A 16,590-nucleotide genomic window follows, 5' to 3' on the forward strand; every position below is an offset into this window, starting at 1 on the left:
CCCCACGCATGTCAAGCCCTGCCAAACCGCTGCCCACCCGCGAACGCCTGTCCGAAGTCCGCTACGAGATCCGTGGCGAACTGGCCCGACGAGCCCGCGAGCTGGAGGCCCAGGGCCGCAGGCTGATCAAGCTCAACATCGGCAACCCCGGCAATTTCGGCTTCCGCGCGCCCGAGCACCTGCAGCGCGCGATCGCCGACGACATGGGCCGCACCGACCCCTACACCCACCAGCAGGGCCTGCCGGTGGCGCGCGAGGCCATCGCCGCGGCCTATGCGCGGCGCGGCGCGCCCGACGCCCACCCCGACCGCGTGTTCCTCGGCAACGGCGTGTCCGAGCTGATCGACCTGTCGCTGCGCGCCCTGCTCAACCCGGGCGACGAAGTGCTGGTGCCCTCGCCCGACTACCCGCTGTGGTCGGCGGCCACCATCCTCAACGACGGCCGCCCGGTGTACTACCGCTGCGCGCCGGAGAACGGCTTCCAGCCCGACCCGGTGGAGATCGAGACGCTGGTGTCCTCGCGCACCCGCGCCATCGTGCTGATCAACCCGAACAATCCCAGCGGCGCCAGCTACCCGCGCGAGCTGCTGGAGAAGATCGTCGCCGTCGCCCGCCGCCACAACCTGCTGCTGCTGGTGGACGAGATCTACGACCAGATCCTCTACGACGGCGCCACCTTCCAGCCGGTCGCGCCGCTGGCCGGCGACCACCCGTGCCTGACCTTCAGCGGCCTGAGCAAGGTGCACCGCGCCTGCGGCTGGCGCGTGGGCTGGATGCTGCTGTCCGGCGCCGCCGAGCGGCTGGGCGAGTTCCGCGCCGCGCTGGACCTGCTCAGCGCGCTGCGCCTGTGCGCCAACGTGCCCGGCCAGTACGCCATCGAGGCCGCGGTCAACGGCCCGGACACCATCTCCGCGCTGTGCGCGCCGGGCGGCCGCCTGTACGAGACCCGCCGCGCCGTGATCGAGGCCTGTGACGCCAGCGAGCACCTGCGGCTGGTCGCGCCGGCCGGCGCGCTGTACGCCTTCCCGGCGGTGGTCGGGCCGGCCGCGCAGGGCTTCGACGACCACGAATTCGCGCTGGAACTGATGAACGACGAGGGCGTGCTGGTCGTGCCCGGTTCCAGCTTCAACGTGCCCTACCGCCACCACTTCCGCGTGACCCTGCTGCCCGAGGCCGCGACCATGCGCGAGGTGTTCGGCCGCATCGACCGCGTGCTGGCGCGCCGCGCCGAGCGGGTCACCAAGGTGGTGCCGCTGAAGACGCGCAGCGCGGTGGCCTGAGGCGCGTCGATGAGCGCGACCGGCGCCGCTTCCGCCCCTGCCCCGCGCTACCTGGCGCTGGGCGATTCCTACACCATCGGCGAAGGCGTGCCCGCCGCAGGCACCTGGCCGTTCCAGCTGGCCGCGGCGCTGCGCGCGCGCGGCATCGCGCTGGACGACCCGCAGGTGATCGCCACCACCGGCTGGACCACCGACGAACTGGCCGCCGCCATCGACGCGGATGCGCCGCAGGGGCCGTACGCGCTGGCGAGCCTGCTGATCGGCGTCAACAACCAGTACCGCGGGCGGCCGCTGGCCGAGTACCGCCAGCAGTTCGAACAGCTGCTGCAGCGGGCCATCGCGCTGGCCGCCGAAGACCCGCGGCGGGGGCTGGTGCTGTCGATTCCCGACTGGGGCGTGACGCCCTACGCGACCGCGCACGAGCGCGACGCCGCCGTGGTCGCGCGCGAGATCGACGACTTCAATGCCGCCGCCCGCGCCTGCTGCGGCGACTACGGCGTCGCCTTCGTCGACATCACCCCGGCCAGCCGCGCGCATGGCGCCGAACCGGCGATGCTGGTGGACGACGGCCTGCACCCGTCCGCGGCGATGTACCGGCTGTGGATGGAACAGGCGCTGCCGGTGGCGGCGGACCTGCTGGCGGACCTGCCCGCCACGTGAGCAGCGCAGGCGCCGCCGCGGCCATGCCCGCCCGGGACGCCCGGACCATCGCCCGCGCGTTCGCCCCGCGCCATCCCTGGGGCAACCGCTGGGACTACTGCTACGTGCTGTCCAAGCTGCGCAGCGACCCGCTCTATCCCGGCGTGCTCGATGCCCTACGCGGCAGCGACGCGCCGCTGCTGGACATGGGTTGCGGGCTGGGCCTGCTGGCGCATGCACTGCGCCACGACGGCCAGGCCCTGCCCTACCGCGGCGTGGACAACGACGCGGCCAAGATCCGCCGCGCCGCCGGCGTCGCCCGCCGCGCCGGCCTGGCCGCCAGCGACTTCGAGGTGATGGACCTGGCCACCACCCTGCCCGCCCACCGCGGCAGCGTGGCGATCCTCGACGTGCTCCAGTACCTGCCGGCCGAGGCGCAGTCGGCCCTGCTGCGGCAGGCCGCGGCCATGCTCGACGGCGACGGCCGCCTGGTGCTGCGCATGGCGCTGGCCGACGACAGCCGCCGCGGCCGCATCTCGCGCATCGGCGACCGCGCCGCCAACTGGATCGGCTGGATGCAGTTCCGCCCGCGCCACTATCCCGACGCCGCCACGCTGCGCGCGCTGCTCGAGCAGGCCGGCCTGCAGGTCAGCCTCGCGCCGCTGTACGGCAACACCCCGTTCAACAACTGGCTGCTGGTCGCCCGCCGCGCCTGAACCACGGCCGCGCCGTTTGCGCGGATAATCGCGCCATTCCCTGCCACCCGCCCGGGTCGGCGCCATGACGAGAACCCCGTGAGAAGAACCTACCGCCTCGACATCGAAGGCAAACACCCCGACCGCCTGCTGGAAGCCAGCAAGCACGACATCCGCAAGTACATCAAGCGCGAGCGCGGCAAGGCGCTGCCGGCCGGCGCCGACTTCTGGGATTTCGACAGCAGGGCCGGCGTCGACGAGGCCAGCGCGCAGGCCGTGCCGTTCCCCGAGCTGATCCGCGCGGTGGACGCGCTGGTCGCCGCCGGCAACAAGCAGTTCTACGTGGAAGTGCTGCGCAAGCCGGGCAAGCGCACGCCGCGCCCGGCGGCGGAACCGACCGTCGCAGCGGAAAGCGATTTCGAGGATTGATCCGCCGCGCCGGGCAATGCCCCAGCGGGGCGATGCCCCGCTCTACAAAGGGACCGATCGCTGCGGTTCTGTAGCGCCGGGCGACGCCCGGGCCTGCCCGGCAATGTCACAAGCGGGGCGATGCCATGCTCTACACGAGGGACGCATCGCTACAGCCCGGTAGCGCCGTGCGACGTCGGGCGGGGCCCGTCCGGCAACGCTCCAGCGGGCGTTGCCCTGCTCTACCGCTTCGATGCGCCGCCCAGCGACGCGATGTTCAGGACGGCTTCGCCTGCGCGGCAGCGCGCAATCTGTCCTTCTTGCTGGGCCGGCGCCCCTTGATGCCGCCGTTGCCATCGGCCACCGGCGGCGCCTGCTCCATATCCTTCGGCTCGAAACCGGGCACCACTTCCGGTTCCAGCCGCAGGCCATGGCGCCTGCAGATCAGCCGCCAGTGCGCCAGCGCGGCGGCCTCGACGAAGCTCACCGCCAGGCCGGTGGCGCCGGCACGGCCGGTGCGGCCGATGCGGTGCAGGTAATCGGCCGGCGAACGCGGCAGTTCATGGTTCACCACCACCGGCAGGCCGGCGATGTCGATACCGCGCGCGGCCACGTCGGTCGCCACCAGCACCTGCAGCTCGCCGTCCTTGAACGCCTGCAGCGCGCGCACGCGGCGGCCCTGCGACAGGTCGCCGTGCAGCGCCTGCACGGCAATGCCGCCCTTGCGCAGCGCGCCGGCCAGGCGGTCGCCCTCGCGGATGCTGGCGACGAACACCAGCACCTGCCGCCAGCGCGGATCATCCAGCAGCGACAGCAGCAGTTCGACGCGGCAGCCTGCATCCACGCGCAGCGCGCGCTGTTCGATTTCCGGCGGCGCCTGCGCATCGACCTGCAGCCGTTGCGGCGCGCGCAGGCCGGCGGCGGCCAGCGCCTCGATCTGCTCCGGGAACGTGGCCGAGAACAGCGCCGTCTGCCGCTGCGCGGGCAGCTCGGCGAGGATCTGCCGCAGTTCGTCGCCGAAGCCCAGCTCCAGCAGGCGGTCGGCCTCGTCCAGCACCAGCAGCTGCACCTGCCGCAGCGACAGCGCGTTGTGCGCCAGCAGGTCGAGCAGGCGCCCGGGCGTGGCTACCACCACGTCGGCGCCGCCGCGCAGCGCCATCATCTGCGGATTGATCGACACCCCGCCCACCGCGCACACCACACGCGGCTGCCGCGGCAGTTCCCGGCCGAGCGTGGCGAACACGTCGGCCACCTGCAGCGCCAGCTCGCGCGTGGGCACCAGCACCAGTTGCCGCAGCGCACGCGGCTTGCGCGGCGGGGCGGCGAAGAAACGCTGCAGGGCCGGCAGCACGTAGGCGGCGGTCTTGCCCGAGCCGGTCGGCGCCAGCGCCACCACGTCCTGTCCCTTCAGCAGCGCCGGCACCGCCTGCTGCTGGATCGGCGTCGGCGCGCCGTAGCCGGCCTGCCGCAGCGCGCGCTGCAGCGCGGGCAATACATAGGGAGACAGGCCGAGTCGGGAAAAGGGCATGGCGCGGTTCCAGGGGCCGCCGGCGGGGCGGCGAGTCTAAGCGGTTTCCGGCGGCAGGCGGGCGGGCAGTCCACGCGCCTGCAACTGCCGCAGCACCGATTCGATGATGGCCGGGTTGTGGCCGTGCGCGGCGCCTTCGTGCAGCAGCACGATCGCACCCGGCGCCAGCGTGCGCGCGATGCGCGCCACCACCGCGTCGGGCCGGCAATGCACGCCGTCGAACCCGCGCGCGCTCCAGCCCACCCGCGCCAGGCCATGCCGGCGCAGGGCCACGGCCACGAAGGGATTGGTCATGCCGACCACCGAGCGGTACCAGCGCGGCGGCGTGCCGGCGATGGCCGCCAGCGCCTGCTGGCAACGGCCGATCTCCCCGGCCATCCGCCGCGGCCCGAGGCGCCAGAACCACGCCTGCGGATGCGACTGGCTGTGGTTGCCCAGCCCGTGCCCGCGCCGCAGCACCTCGTGCACCAGCTCCGGCCGCGCCGCCGCGCGCTCGCCGACCATGAAGAAGGTGGCCCTGGCGTCGTAGCGCTCCAGCAGGTCGAGGATCGCCAGGGTGTCGTCGGACGGGCCGTCGTCGATGGTCAGCCAGACCGCCGGGCCGGGCAGGCGCGACAGTACCGGCGCGTAGAAGCCGCTGTTGGGCAGGAACACCGGCACCACGAACAGCGCGTGGCTGGCCAGCATGAGCGGCAGCCCGGCCTTCCAGCCCAGCCACGCCCAAGCCAGCGCCACCAGCGCCTGCGACAGCAGCAGCCAGCCGATCCAGCGCCAGGGATGGGTCGGCGTGCGATGCAGGGTTCCCGTGGCGGTCATGTCCCATGATGCCATGCGGCGTAGAATCGGCTCCGTCTACGACCAACCCCACGAGTTCACGATGTCCCTGGATCCCGCCCTGCGCGAACGCATCGAATCCATCCTCGGCGCCAACCGCGTCGTCCTGTTCATGAAGGGCCAGCCGGCCATGCCGCAGTGCGGCTTCTCGGCCAAGGCGGTCGGCGCGCTGCAGGACCTGGGCGTGGATTTCGCCCACGTCAACGTGCTGGCCGACGGGGAAATCCGCGAGGGCATCAAGGCCTATGGCGACTGGCCGACCATCCCGCAGCTGTACGTGGACGGCGAACTGGTCGGCGGCAGCGACATCGTGCTGCAGATGGCCAACAGCGGCGAGCTGAGCGCCCTGCTCGGCGTGGCGCCGCCGGACCGCACCCCGCCGTCCATCACCGTCACCCCGGCCGCGGTGGAAATGCTCAAGGGCGCGCTGGCCGACGCCCCGGGCGCCGCGCTGCAGCTGAGCATCGATGCGCGCTTCCAGCCGAACTTCCAGCTGGCCCCGCTGGATGCCAACGCCATCGCCGCCGAATCCAACGGCCTGCGCGTGCAGTTCGACGCGGCCAGCGCGCGCCGCGCCAACGGCATCACCATCGACTGGGTGGACGACATCCGCGGCCAGGGCCTGGCCATCGACAACCCCAACGCGCCAAAGCCGGTGCAGGAACTGGACGTGCGCGGCGCCGACGACCAGCTGCGCGCCGGCACCCTGACCCTGGTAGACGTGCGCCCGGCCGACGAGCGCGCCGTCGCCGCGATCAACGCCCCGTTCGAAACCTTCGACGGCGACACCCGCGCCCGCCTCGAAGCGCTGCCCAAGGACACCCCGCTGGCCTTCCTGTGCCACCGCGGCGGACGCAGCGCGCAGGCCGCCGAGCAGTTCCGCGCCCTGGGCTTCACCCGCGTCCACAACGTCACCGGCGGCATCGACGCCTGGGCGCAGGACGTGGACACCAGCGTGCCGCGCTACTGATCGGGCGGGCGCCACCGCGACAAAAAGAACGCCGGCGAAAGCCGGCGTTCTGCATGTACGCCCCGTAGGAGCGACTTCAGTCGCGAAGGGGCATTCCCGGTGAAGCCCCTTTCGCGACTGAAGTCGCTCCTACGAAGGGCGACGGGGGGACAACGCACGTCCCTCCCTCACCCGGCGAAACCGCCCTCGGCCAGGAAATGCAGTTCCTCCGCCGTGGGGATCCGGCCCAGCACGGCGTTGCGGTGCGGGAAGCGCCCGAAGCGGCGGATGATGTCGCGGTGCAGTTCGGCGAAGCGCAGGTATTCCAGGTCGCCGAGCACCTCGAACATCGCCACTGAGCGCTCCTGGTCCTGCGGGTCTTCCGAATGCTCGAACGGCAGGTAGATGAAGGCGCGCAGCTGCGGCGTCAGTTCGCGGTCCAGCCCTTCCTCGATGGTGCGGGTGGCGTAGTGCCGCGCCAGTCCGTCGGTGGCGAAGGCATGCGCGGTGCCGCGGAAGCAGTTGCGCGGGAACTGGTCGAGCAGGATCTGCAACGCCAGCGCGCCGTCGGCGCCGTGCAGCCATTCCTCGCAGCCGCGGCGCGCGGCCCGGTAATGCAGGTCCAGGAAGCGCAGGCGGAATTCGTCGTCGAAGGCGTCGTCGCGCGCGAACCATCGCCGCGGCCCCGCCGAACGCCAGAATTCCACTACTGTCTGTACTGCTTCCATCACTCCCTTTCCTGATCGCCCTTTCCTGATCGTTCCACCGGCCGCAAGGCCGCGCCGGCGGCGCGGGACGGGCCCGCGACGGTGCAGCTTAAGCGGCCGGCCCGTGTCTGGATACCACCGCGGCCCCGGCCGCCGGGCCGCGCACCGCCAGCCCGCCCGCGCCTGCATGCACGCCGCTCCATGCACTTGGCAGGAACCGGGACGGCCGCTAGCGTGCGCACACCATCCGCCGCACAGGGAGACCCCATGCGACATCGATTGCTGGCCGGGCTGGGACTGGCCCTGGCCTGCGCGCACCCCGCGCCCGCCCCCGCCGCCTCGCGCTTCGTGCAGGACCCCTACCCCAGCACCTACCGCCCGGTTCCCTCGGCGCCGGTGCTGATCAGCCACGCCACCGTGCTCGACGGCACCGGGCGCCGCCTGGAGGATGCCGACGTGCTGCTGGCCGACGGCCGCGTGGTGGCGGTCGGCAGCGCGCTGCAGGCGCCGGCCGGTGCGGTGCGCGTGGACGGGCGCGGCAAGTGGGTCACGCCGGGCATCATCGACGTGCATTCGCACCTGGGCGTGTACCCCAGTCCCGGCGTGCAGGCGCATGGCGACGGCAACGAGATGACTGCGCCGGTGACCGCCAACGTCTGGGCCGAACATTCGGTGTGGCCGCAGGACCCGGGCTTCGCCGCGGCGCTGGCCGGCGGCGTGACCGCGATGCAGGTGCTGCCCGGTTCGGCCAACCTGGTCGGCGGCCGCGGCGTGACGCTGAAGAACCTGCCCGCCACCACCTACCAGGCGATGAAGTTCCCCGGCGCGCCATGGGGGCTGAAGATGGCCTGCGGCGAGAACCCCAAGCGCGTGTACGGCGGCAAGGGCACCGCGCCGGCCACGCGCATGGGCAACGTCGCCGGCTACCGCGCGGCCTTCATCGACGCCAGCGAGTACATCGCCAAGAACACCGCCGCCCCGGTCAAGCGCAAACGCCGCTTCGGCGGCGGCGACAACGGCGACAGCTCCGGCGACAGCGGCGGCAAGCGCGACCTCAAGCTGGATACGCTGGCCGGCGCCATCCAGGGCGACATCCGCGTGCACATCCACTGCTACCGCGCCGACGAGATGGCGACCATGCTCGACCTGGCCAGGGAGTTCGGCTTCAAGATCGCCGCCTTCCACCACGGCGTGGAGGCCTACAAGCTGGCCGACCGCCTGGCCGCCGAGGGCGTCTGCGGCGCGCTGTGGGCCGACTGGTGGGGCTTCAAGATGGAGGCCTTCGACGGCATCCAGGAGAACCTGGCGCTGGTCGACCGCCCGGCCAACAGCTGCGCCATCGTGCATTCCGATTCGCCCGAGGGCATCCAGCGCCTCAACCAGGAAGCGGCCAAGGTCATCGCCAGCGCGCGCCGCGCCGGCATGGACGAGATCACGCCGGAACACGCCATCCGCTGGCTCACCGCCAACGCCGCGCGCGCGCTCGGCATCGAGCAACGCACCGGCACGCTGGAGCCGGGCAAGATGGCCGACGTGGTGGTGTGGAACGGCAACCCCTTCGGTTCCTACGCGCTGGCCGAGAAGGTCTATGTCGACGGCTTCCAGGCCTACGACCGCGGCGACCGCGGGCGGCAACCGCTGAGCGACTTCATGCTCGGCCAGGAGGCACTGCCATGAGCGCATCCATCCTGATCCGCCGGCTGGCGCTGCTGGCCGCCACCGCCGCCCTGCCCGTCCTAGCCGCCGCCCAGGACGTGCTGGTCCGCAACGCCACCGTGCACACCGCCACCGCGCGCGGCACGCTCAACGCCGCCGACGTGCTGGTGCAGGGCGGCGTGATCCGCGCCGTCGGCCCGGCGCTGGCCGCACCGGCCGGCGTCGAGGTGGTCGACGCCGGCGGCCGCCCGCTGACCCCGGCGCTGTTCGGCGGCATCACCGACATCGGCGTGGAGGAGGTCTCCGGCGAGGCCTCGACCGTGGACAGCGCGGTGAAGCTGGAGGAACAGCCGCAGCGTCCCGAGTTCGACGTCACCCTGGCCTACAACCCCGATTCGGTGCTGATACCGGTCGCGCGCGTGGAAGGCATCGGCTTCACCGCGCTGGGCGCCAACAGCGGCGGCGGCTTCATCGCCGGCCAGGGCGGGGTGCTGCGGCTGGACGGCAGCGCCGATCCGATCGGCCCGCGCATGCTGTTCGTGCGCATGGGCGCGGCCGGCTCCGAACTGTCCGGCAGCTCGCGCGCCGCGCAGTGGATGCTGCTCGACCAGATGGTGGCCGAGGCCCGCGGCCGCATCGCCGTCGATTCGCCGCACGCGCTGCTGACCCCGGCCGGGCGCGCCACCCTGGCGCGCTACCTGGCCGGCGCCGGTCGCATCGTGGTGCGGGTGGACCGCGCCGCCGACATCCGCCAGCTGCTGCGCTGGGCCGGACGCGAACAGGTGCGCATCGCGATTGCCGGCGGCACCGAGGCCTGGCGCGTGGCGCCGCAACTGGCCGCCGCCGGCGTGCCGGTATTCGTCGATGCGCTGTCCAACCTGCCGGCCAGCTTCGACCAGATCGGCGCGACGCTGGAGAACGCCGCGCGCCTGCACGCGGCCGGCGTGGCGGTGGCCTTCAGCCAGGACGGCGACGCCTCGCACAACGCACGCAAGATCCGCCAGCTGGCCGGCAACGCGGTGGCCAACGGCCTGCCCTGGGACGCCGCGCTGGCCGGCCTGACCCAGGTGCCGGCGCAGGCCTTCGGCGTAGCCGACCGCATCGGCAGCATCGCCGTCGGCCAGCAGGCCGATCTGGTGCTGTGGGAGGGCGACCCGCTGGACGTGGCCCACTACGCCGAACGCATGTGGCTGGGCGGGCGCGCGGTGCCGATGCGCTCGCGCCAGACCGAACTGCGCGACCGTTACCTGGGCCGGACGCCGGCGCTGCCGGCCTACCGCCGCTGACGTTTCCACGCCCGCTCCCGGCGCCGCCGCCGGGAGCGGGCGGCGCGCCGCGCGGCATTGTCCTACCTGCCCGGGGCGCGGTTTTGGGTTAGTGTGACCGCAGGCACACAACGCACGGGGAGGTTGGATCATGCGCATCGGGATCGTCGTGGATTCGGCCTGCGACCTGCCGGCCGACTTCATCCGCGAACACAGGCTGATACTGCTGCCGATCACGGTCCGGATCGGCGAAGCCGTGCTGGCCGACCACCGCGAGGAGGACGCCACCCTCAACTTCCTCGATACCCACGTGGCCGAACGCGGCGCCGAGGCGGAAACCATCCCCTTCAGCGTCAATCAGATCCGCGACCTGTTCCTGCAGCACCTGGTCATCGACTACGACCACGTGTTCTGCCTGACCATCACCAAGACCCGCAGCCCGATCCACGACAACGCGCTGCAGGCCAGCTTCGCCATCCTCAACGAGTACCGGCCGATCCGCCAGGCCGCCGGCCACAACTCGCCGTTCGCCCTGCGCGTGGTCGACACCCAGAACCTGTTCGCCGCGCAGGCGGTGACCGCGGTGGAAGCGGTGCGGCTGCGCGAGGCCGGCGCCAGCGTGGCGCAGATGCGCGAACGGCTGGAGGAGCTGGCCGGCAACGTGCACGGCTACATGGTCACCCGCGACCTCTACTACATGCGCGCCCGCGCCCGCCACAAGGGCGACCGCAGCGTCGGCCTGCTCACCGCCGCGCTGGGCAGCGCGCTGGACATCAAGCCGGTGCTGCACGGCTACCGCGGCGAGACCGCGCCGGCGGCCAAGATCAAGGGCTTCGACAACGCGGTGAAGCGGCTGTTCGATTTCGTCGGCCAGCGCGTGGAGCAGGGCCTGCTGACGCCGGTGGTCTGCGCCAGCTACGGCGGCCCGCTCGACGAACTGCGCGCCCTGCCCGGCTACGCCGCCCTGCGCGAGACCTGCCAGGCGCGCGGCGTGGCCCTGCTCGAAAGCGTGATGAGCCTGACCGGCATGGTCAATGTCGGCAAGGGCGCGGTGACGGTCGGCTTCGCCGACGTCCCGCACGAATTCGAGGCCTGATCCGCGCCGGCGTGTACGCGGACGCGACGCCGGCCACGCCACACTGTCTTTCCCAAGGAGACCTCCGCATGCCCGTGCACTACTCGATCTCGCTGCCCGACCCCGCCGCCGCCCGCGGCACCGACCCGCGCCTGTCCTTCACCGCCAACGGTGCCGATGCCTTCGCCGAACAGCTGCAGCAAGCCCTGCGCACGCCCGAACTGTTCGAGCGCTGGCGCGCCACCCAGGAAGAACCCGACGATGTCGACCCGAGCTGGGGCGCGACCGATCCGGACGCGACGGTGAGCGGCAGGCAGTCGGACCTGCGCATCGACCTGGTCGCCGTCACCCGCATTCCCGGCGACGTGCTCAAGCAGCGCCTGCGCTGGCTGGCCGGCAGCCATTGGGAACTGCGCGACGTGCGCTGAGCGGGTGATCCCCGTCCTGTTGTCCTGGAGCGGCGGCAAGGACGCCGCCTGGGCGCTGCATGTCCTGCGCCAGCGCGGCGACGTGGAGGTCGTGGCACTGCTCAGCACGCTGACCGAAGGCTACGACCGCTCCTCGATGCAGGGCGTGCGCGAGGCGGTGCTGCGGATGCAGGCCGACGCCGCCGGCCTGCCGCTGCTGCGCGCCTGGATCCCGCAGGACTGCGACAACGCCGGCTACCTGCGGCGCATGGCGCAGGCGCTGGACGGCGCGCGCCGGCGGTGGCCGGGGCTGCGCACGCTCGCCTTTGGCGACCTGCTGCTGGAGGACATCCGCCAGTGGCGCCAGCAGCAATACGCGGCACTGGACTGGGACTGCCTGTTTCCCCTGTTCGGGCGCGACACCGCCGCGCTCGCGCGGCAGATGATCGACGCCGGCCTGCGCGCGCGGCTGTGCTGCGTGGACACGCAGGTCCTGGATGCCGCCTTCGCCGGGCGCGCGTTCGACCACGCCCTGCTCGACGCACTGCCCGCCGGCATCGACGCCTGCGGCGAGAACGGCGAGTTCCATACCTGCGTCAGCGCCGGGCCGATGTTCCGCGCGCCGCTGGACCTGCGCGCGGGAGAGACGGTGCTGCGCGAGGCGCGCTACGCCTATACGGATTTCATGCCGTCACCGGACTGACATGCTGCCGGGTTGTCCTCCTTCTGCTTCTGCCAGGAGAGAGGCACAAACCGCGCAGGGGCCACGACCGGCGGACCAGGTTCAATCCACGCTGGACGGCGCGGGCAGGCTGATCGCCATGTCCTGCCCCGGCCCGGCTTCCACCCACGTTTCCACGCGGTTGCGGCCGGCATTCTTGGCCGCGTACAGCGCGGTATCCGCACCGGCCAGCAGTACTTCCGGTGGCTGTGGCCGCGATGGCCGCATGCCGGCCACGCCGACACTGATGGTCACCGCTTGCGGCAACACGCCCGCTGGAATGGCCTGCACCGCCGCGCGCAGGCGTTCGCCCAGTTCGCGCGCGCTTTCCGGGCACGTGGCCGGCGCCACCACCGCGAACTCCTCGCCGCCATAACGCGCCACCAGGTCGCCGTCGCGCGCCGCGGTGGCCTGCAGCATCGCCGCCACCTCGCGCAGGCATCGATCCCCCGCCGGATGGCCGTAGGTATCGTTGAACCGCTTGAAATGGTCGATGTCGATCAGCAGCAGCGACAGCGCGCTCTCCTGCCGGCATGCGCGGCTCCATTCGACCTGCAGCACGGCATCGAACTGGCGGCGGTTGGCAACGCCGGTCAATCCATCAAGCCGCGCGAGCGCGTCCAGTGCCGCCTGCCGTTCCAGCAGCCCGATCTGCAGCAGCGTGCTGCGCAGGCCGAAGCCCAGGATCGCCGCCATGAAGCCGGCCAGCGCCCAGTACCGGGCGTGATCCACCACCAGCGTGGCGACCACCAGCAGCAACAGCGGCAGGATCATCGGCCCGCCCGCCTGCACGGCATGCCGCAACCGCGGGCGCTCGACGGCAGGGACGGATCCGCGCGCGCGCAGTGCCAGCACCGCCAGCAGCAGGAAGGGCAGGTCGATCAGCAGGTCGGCGTACTGGCCGAACGGGATGTAGGCCGCGACGTGGTTGATGTAGCCGGCAACCGCGAGATAGGCCAGCGCGTAGATCGCCAGCACGCGGAAGAACGCGCGCCGGTCCGGCAGATCCATGCTGGCCCAGCGCAGCAGCGCGAATGCCGCGATGCAGGCGTTCTGGATGTCGAACATCAGGCGCAGGCCGTTCATGCCGGCATCGCCGGCGTTGGCGTGGTAGCGGGTATGCAGGAAGAACAGCACGCCCAGCAGGGCCGCCAGCACGGCGTCGATCAGGCTGATCGCCCAGCGCTCGCGCCGGGCGCGCGCCAGCACGAACACCAGCGGCACGCCGTAGGCCACATACAGCAGCAGGCTGATCTGCGGTGTGTCGGTGGCATCGCCCGCACGCACCGCATCGACCATGTTCATGGCCATGCCGCCCGCCCACAGCAACATGGCCAGCGCGGTGGCCCGCCAGCCCGGCGCGGCCCGCTGCTGCCGCCCTTGCCACAGGCATGCGGCGGCGGCCAGCACCGGCGCGGCGATGAGGAAGCAGAACGACAGGACGGTCGCCGATGCCGGCAGCATCGCCAGCACCAGGCCATGGCACAACACGAACAGGAGCGCCAGCACCCGCGGCATGCCTTCCCCTTGTCAGCGCCGAGGGTCCGACGATAACAAAGGCCCGCGTGTGGAACGCGCGACGATCCGCGCGCTCCTTCATCCTGCCGACGCCGGCTCAGGCCATGGCGCGGGCGTGATGGGCGATGTGCTCGCCGATGAAGCTGGCGATGAAGTAATAGCTGTGGTCGTAGCCCGACCGCAGCTGCAGCTGCAGCGGATGGCCCACGGTTGCGCAGGCCTCCTGCAGCAGCTGCGGGCGCAGCTGGTTGTCGAGGAACTCGTCGGCCCCGCCCTGCTCGACCAGCAGCGGCAGGCGTTCGGTCGCGTCCGCCACCAGCGCGGTGGCATCGTACTGCCGCCACGCATCGCGGTCCTGGCCCAGGTAGGCGGCGAACGCCTTCTCGCCCCACGGCACCTGCGACGGCGCCACGATCGGCGAGAACGCCGACACGCTGCGGTAGCGGCCCGGGTTGCGCAACGCGATCACCAGCGCGCCGTGCCCGCCCATCGAATGGCCGCTGATCGCACGCGCGTCGCCGGCCGGGAAATGCGCCTCGACCAGTGCCGGCAGCTCGTCGACCACGTAGTCGTACATCCGGTAGTGCGGCGCCCACGGCTGCTGCGTGGCGTTGACGTAGAAGCCGGCGCCCTTGCCCAGGTCGTAGCCTTCGGCGTCGGGCACGTCGTCGCCGCGCGGGCTGGTATCGGGCACGACCAGGATGAGGCCATGCTCGGCGGCGTAGCGCTGCGCGCCGGCCTTGGTGATGAAGTTCTGCTCGGTGCAGGTCAGGCCCGACAGCCAGTACAGCACCGGCAGCTTCGCCCCGCTTTCGGCCTGCGGCGGCAGATAGACGGCGACGCTCATGTCGCAGCCCAGCGTCTCCGAACGGTGCCGGTAGACATCCTGCCAGCCGCCGAAGCAGGCGCGGTGTTCAAGGCGTTCCATCGTCATCTCAGTCAACTCCCGATGCAGGCCAAAGGCGGATCTCGCAGGTCTTCAACACCTCCAGGTCGCCCTTCACCTCGATCCGCGAAGCGTTGGCCAGAGCGCAGACACGCGAAGCGTAGTACGCCTCGGGGATATCCTCATACTCGTCGGGCGCGGCGATCAACACGCCCGCGGTAACGAAGCCCGCGTTCTTCCATGCCCGGTCCAGCGACGACAGGATCAGCTGATCGATCTTCACCCGGTCGAACTCCTGCAGCCGCGCTACCGCCTCGCGCGCTTCCTGGCCATCGCCCATGCCGGCCAGCGCGGCGGCCAATCCTTCTTTATCGAACATCGCGCTCATCTCAGTAGTGGACCACCGAACGGATCGACTTGCCTTCATGCATCAGGTCGAAGGCTTCGTTGATCTTCTCCAGTTCCATCGTGTGGGTGACGAAGGGCGCCAGTTCGATGTCGCCCTTCATCGCGTCCTCGACCATGCCCGGCAGCTGGCTGCGGCCCTTCACACCGCCGAAGGCGGTGCCCATCCACCTGCGGCCGGTGACCAGTTGGAACGGGCGGGTGGAGATTTCCTGCCCCGCGCCGGCCACGCCGATGATCACGCTCTGGCCCCAGCCGCGGTGCGCGCATTCCAGCGCCGCGCGCATCACGTTGACGTTGCCGATGCACTCGAAGCTGTGGTCCACGCCCCAGCCGGTCATCTCCACGATCACCTGCTGGATCGGTTTGTCGTGGTCCTTGGGATTGACGCAGTCGGTGGCGCCGAACTGGCGGGCCAGCTCGAACTTGGACGGGTTGGTGTCGACGGCGATGATGCGCCCGGCCTTGGCCTGGCGCGCGCCCTGGATCACCGCCAGGCCGATGCCGCCCAGGCCGAACACGGCCACGCTGTCGCCTTCGGCCACCTTGGCGGTGTTGTGCACCGCGCCGATGCCGGTGGTGACGCCGCAGCCCAGCAGGCACACGTGCTCCGGATTGGCATCCGGGTTGACCTTGGCCAGCGAGACCTCGGCCACCACGGTGTATTCGGAGAAGGTCGAGCAGCCCATGTAGTGGTAGATCGGCTCGCCGTTGTAGGAGAAGCGGCTGGTGCCGTCCGGCATCACGCCCTTGCCCTGGGTGGCGCGCACGGCGGTGCACAGGTTGGTCTTGCCGCTCTTGCAGAACAGACACTGCCCGCACTCGGCGGTGTACAGCGGGATGACGTGGTCGCCCGGCTTCACCGAGGTCACGCCCTCGCCCACCTCGACCACGATGCCGGCGCCCTCATGGCCGAGCACGCACGGGAACAGACCTTCCGGATCGTCGCCGGACAGGGTGAAGGCATCGGTGTGGCAGACGCCGGTGTGGGTGATCTTCACCAGCACTTCGCCTGCCTTCGGCGGGGCGACGTCGATCTCGACGATCTGCAGCGGCTGGCCGGGACCGAAGGCGACGGCGGCACGTGATTTCATGGGGTTCTCCTGTAGCGGTTGTTCGTGGGTGCGTGCGTCCGCATGCACCGGTGTTTTTGCGCGAGCGGCTTCCGTTGCAACAGGGCCGTCGCATTCGGTTCCCATGCCGGCAGCCATGGGGATCCGCACGAAAGCCCTTCGCGGCTGAAGCCGCTCCTACTTCAGGTAGGAGCGGATCAGGCCGGACATCTCGGCCACGCGCGCGGCGCGCTGCGCGGCCGACTGCGCCGGCTGGCCGAATTCCTCGCGCAGATGGGCCTCCATCACTTCGGACATCAACCCGTTGACGGCACCGCGGATGGCCGCGATCTGCTGCAGCACCGGCCCGCAGTCGGCGCCGGCCTCCAGCGCGCGCTCCAGCGCATCGCACTGCCCGCGGATGCGCCGCACCCGCGCCAGCACCTTCTTCTTTTCCTCGGGGGAATGCGGCACGCGCCCGCTCCTATCCTGTACTGGGGGACAGTATATTGGAAAATCGTTGCGCATCCAGCGCGCGGCAGCGGCGCAGGGGATGCCCCGCCGT

Annotated in this window: 18 protein-coding genes; 10 read left to right on the forward strand and 8 right to left on the reverse strand. The window is 71.5% G+C overall.

The features are described from left to right. Nucleotides 1-8 precede the first annotated feature (8 nt). From CQ393_RS07765 to CQ393_RS07780, 4 genes are all read left to right on the forward strand, one after another. Nucleotides 9-1,280, forward strand: a complete 1,272-nt coding sequence (locus CQ393_RS07765) for a pyridoxal phosphate-dependent aminotransferase (RefSeq protein ID WP_153190991.1) — start codon at nucleotides 9-11, stop codon at nucleotides 1,278-1,280. A 9-nt stretch (nucleotides 1,281-1,289) separates the two neighbouring features. Then, nucleotides 1,290-1,940 carry an SGNH/GDSL hydrolase family protein gene (locus tag CQ393_RS07770; protein ID WP_153190992.1) on the forward strand — a complete coding sequence of 217 codons (651 nt, stop codon included), beginning with the start codon at nucleotides 1,290-1,292 and terminating at the stop codon, nucleotides 1,938-1,940. Nucleotides 1,941-1,963: 23 nt separating this feature from the next. Beyond that, on the forward strand, nucleotides 1,964-2,635 hold the full coding sequence (locus tag CQ393_RS07775; RefSeq protein ID WP_153191096.1) for a methyltransferase domain-containing protein: 672 nt from the start codon (nucleotides 1,964-1,966) through the stop codon (nucleotides 2,633-2,635). Between the two features lie 78 nt (nucleotides 2,636-2,713). Next, a complete protein-coding gene (locus CQ393_RS07780) occupies nucleotides 2,714-3,043 on the forward strand; it encodes a DUF6172 family protein (RefSeq protein ID WP_343199827.1) in 330 nt (109 codons plus the stop codon). 256 nt (nucleotides 3,044-3,299) lie between these two features. Here the strand turns inward: CQ393_RS07780 and CQ393_RS07785 are convergent, their stop codons facing one another. Both CQ393_RS07785 and CQ393_RS07790 read right to left on the reverse strand, forming a co-directional pair. After that, entirely contained in the window at nucleotides 3,300-4,550 is a 1,251-nt protein-coding gene (locus tag CQ393_RS07785; RefSeq protein WP_153190993.1) for a DEAD/DEAH box helicase, read from the reverse strand. Between the two features lie 36 nt (nucleotides 4,551-4,586). Next, on the reverse strand, nucleotides 4,587-5,366 hold the full coding sequence (locus tag CQ393_RS07790) for a polysaccharide deacetylase family protein (RefSeq protein ID WP_153190994.1): 780 nt from the start codon (nucleotides 5,364-5,366) through the stop codon (nucleotides 4,587-4,589). Between the two features lie 61 nt (nucleotides 5,367-5,427). Between CQ393_RS07790 and grxD the strand changes: the two genes are divergently transcribed. Further along, nucleotides 5,428-6,354, forward strand: coding sequence for a Grx4 family monothiol glutaredoxin (gene grxD / locus CQ393_RS07795; protein WP_153190995.1), 927 nt, complete (start codon nucleotides 5,428-5,430; stop codon nucleotides 6,352-6,354). 167 nt (nucleotides 6,355-6,521) lie between these two features. Here grxD and CQ393_RS07800 read toward each other — a convergent pair whose 3' ends face one another. Then, nucleotides 6,522-7,061, reverse strand: coding sequence for a DUF924 family protein (locus CQ393_RS07800; RefSeq protein WP_153191098.1), 540 nt, complete (start codon nucleotides 7,059-7,061; stop codon nucleotides 6,522-6,524). 246 nt (nucleotides 7,062-7,307) lie between these two features. On the opposite strand from CQ393_RS07800, the gene CQ393_RS07805 reads away from it, so the two are divergent. The 5 genes from CQ393_RS07805 to CQ393_RS07825 all read left to right on the forward strand — a co-directional run bounded on the left by CQ393_RS07805 (nucleotide 7,308) and on the right by CQ393_RS07825 (nucleotide 12,146). Then, nucleotides 7,308-8,717 carry an amidohydrolase gene (locus tag CQ393_RS07805; RefSeq protein ID WP_153190996.1) on the forward strand — a complete coding sequence of 470 codons (1,410 nt, stop codon included), beginning with the start codon at nucleotides 7,308-7,310 and terminating at the stop codon, nucleotides 8,715-8,717. Beyond that, nucleotides 8,714-9,982 (forward strand): amidohydrolase family protein, encoded by a 1,269-nt coding sequence (locus CQ393_RS07810; RefSeq protein ID WP_153190997.1) that lies wholly within the window; start codon nucleotides 8,714-8,716, stop codon nucleotides 9,980-9,982. The genes CQ393_RS07805 and CQ393_RS07810 overlap by 4 nt, the downstream gene beginning before the upstream one ends. A gap of 130 nt (nucleotides 9,983-10,112) precedes the next feature. After that, nucleotides 10,113-11,057 carry a DegV family protein gene (locus CQ393_RS07815; RefSeq protein ID WP_153190998.1) on the forward strand — a complete coding sequence of 315 codons (945 nt, stop codon included), beginning with the start codon at nucleotides 10,113-10,115 and terminating at the stop codon, nucleotides 11,055-11,057. 68 nt (nucleotides 11,058-11,125) lie between these two features. Further along, on the forward strand, nucleotides 11,126-11,464 hold the full coding sequence (locus tag CQ393_RS07820; RefSeq protein WP_153190999.1) for a hypothetical protein: 339 nt from the start codon (nucleotides 11,126-11,128) through the stop codon (nucleotides 11,462-11,464). A gap of 4 nt (nucleotides 11,465-11,468) precedes the next feature. After that, entirely contained in the window at nucleotides 11,469-12,146 is a 678-nt protein-coding gene (locus CQ393_RS07825) for an ATP-binding protein (RefSeq protein ID WP_343199831.1), read from the forward strand. A gap of 81 nt (nucleotides 12,147-12,227) precedes the next feature. Here CQ393_RS07825 and CQ393_RS07830 read toward each other — a convergent pair whose 3' ends face one another. The 5 genes from CQ393_RS07830 to frmR form a co-directional block, all read right to left on the reverse strand. Next, nucleotides 12,228-13,682 (reverse strand): GGDEF domain-containing protein, encoded by a 1,455-nt coding sequence (locus tag CQ393_RS07830; protein WP_153191000.1) that lies wholly within the window; start codon nucleotides 13,680-13,682, stop codon nucleotides 12,228-12,230. A gap of 97 nt (nucleotides 13,683-13,779) precedes the next feature. After that, nucleotides 13,780-14,610 carry an S-formylglutathione hydrolase gene (gene fghA, locus CQ393_RS07835; RefSeq protein ID WP_153191001.1) on the reverse strand — a complete coding sequence of 277 codons (831 nt, stop codon included), beginning with the start codon at nucleotides 14,608-14,610 and terminating at the stop codon, nucleotides 13,780-13,782. Nucleotides 14,611-14,617: 7 nt separating this feature from the next. After that, nucleotides 14,618-14,956 carry a DUF3658 domain-containing protein gene (locus tag CQ393_RS07840; RefSeq protein ID WP_153191002.1) on the reverse strand — a complete coding sequence of 113 codons (339 nt, stop codon included), beginning with the start codon at nucleotides 14,954-14,956 and terminating at the stop codon, nucleotides 14,618-14,620. A gap of 1 nt (nucleotide 14,957) precedes the next feature. Next, entirely contained in the window at nucleotides 14,958-16,067 is a 1,110-nt protein-coding gene (locus CQ393_RS07845; protein ID WP_153191003.1) for an S-(hydroxymethyl)glutathione dehydrogenase/class III alcohol dehydrogenase, read from the reverse strand. Nucleotides 16,068-16,223: 156 nt separating this feature from the next. After that, the gene (frmR, locus tag CQ393_RS07850) at nucleotides 16,224-16,499 is read right to left on the reverse strand and encodes a formaldehyde-responsive transcriptional repressor FrmR (protein WP_055772201.1); all 276 of its coding nucleotides are present in this window, start codon (nucleotides 16,497-16,499) and stop codon (nucleotides 16,224-16,226) included. Between the last annotated feature and the right edge of the window lie 91 nt (nucleotides 16,500-16,590).

Source organism: Stenotrophomonas sp. MYb238 (assembly GCF_009496535.1).
Lineage (GTDB): Bacteria > Pseudomonadota > Gammaproteobacteria > Xanthomonadales > Xanthomonadaceae > Stenotrophomonas.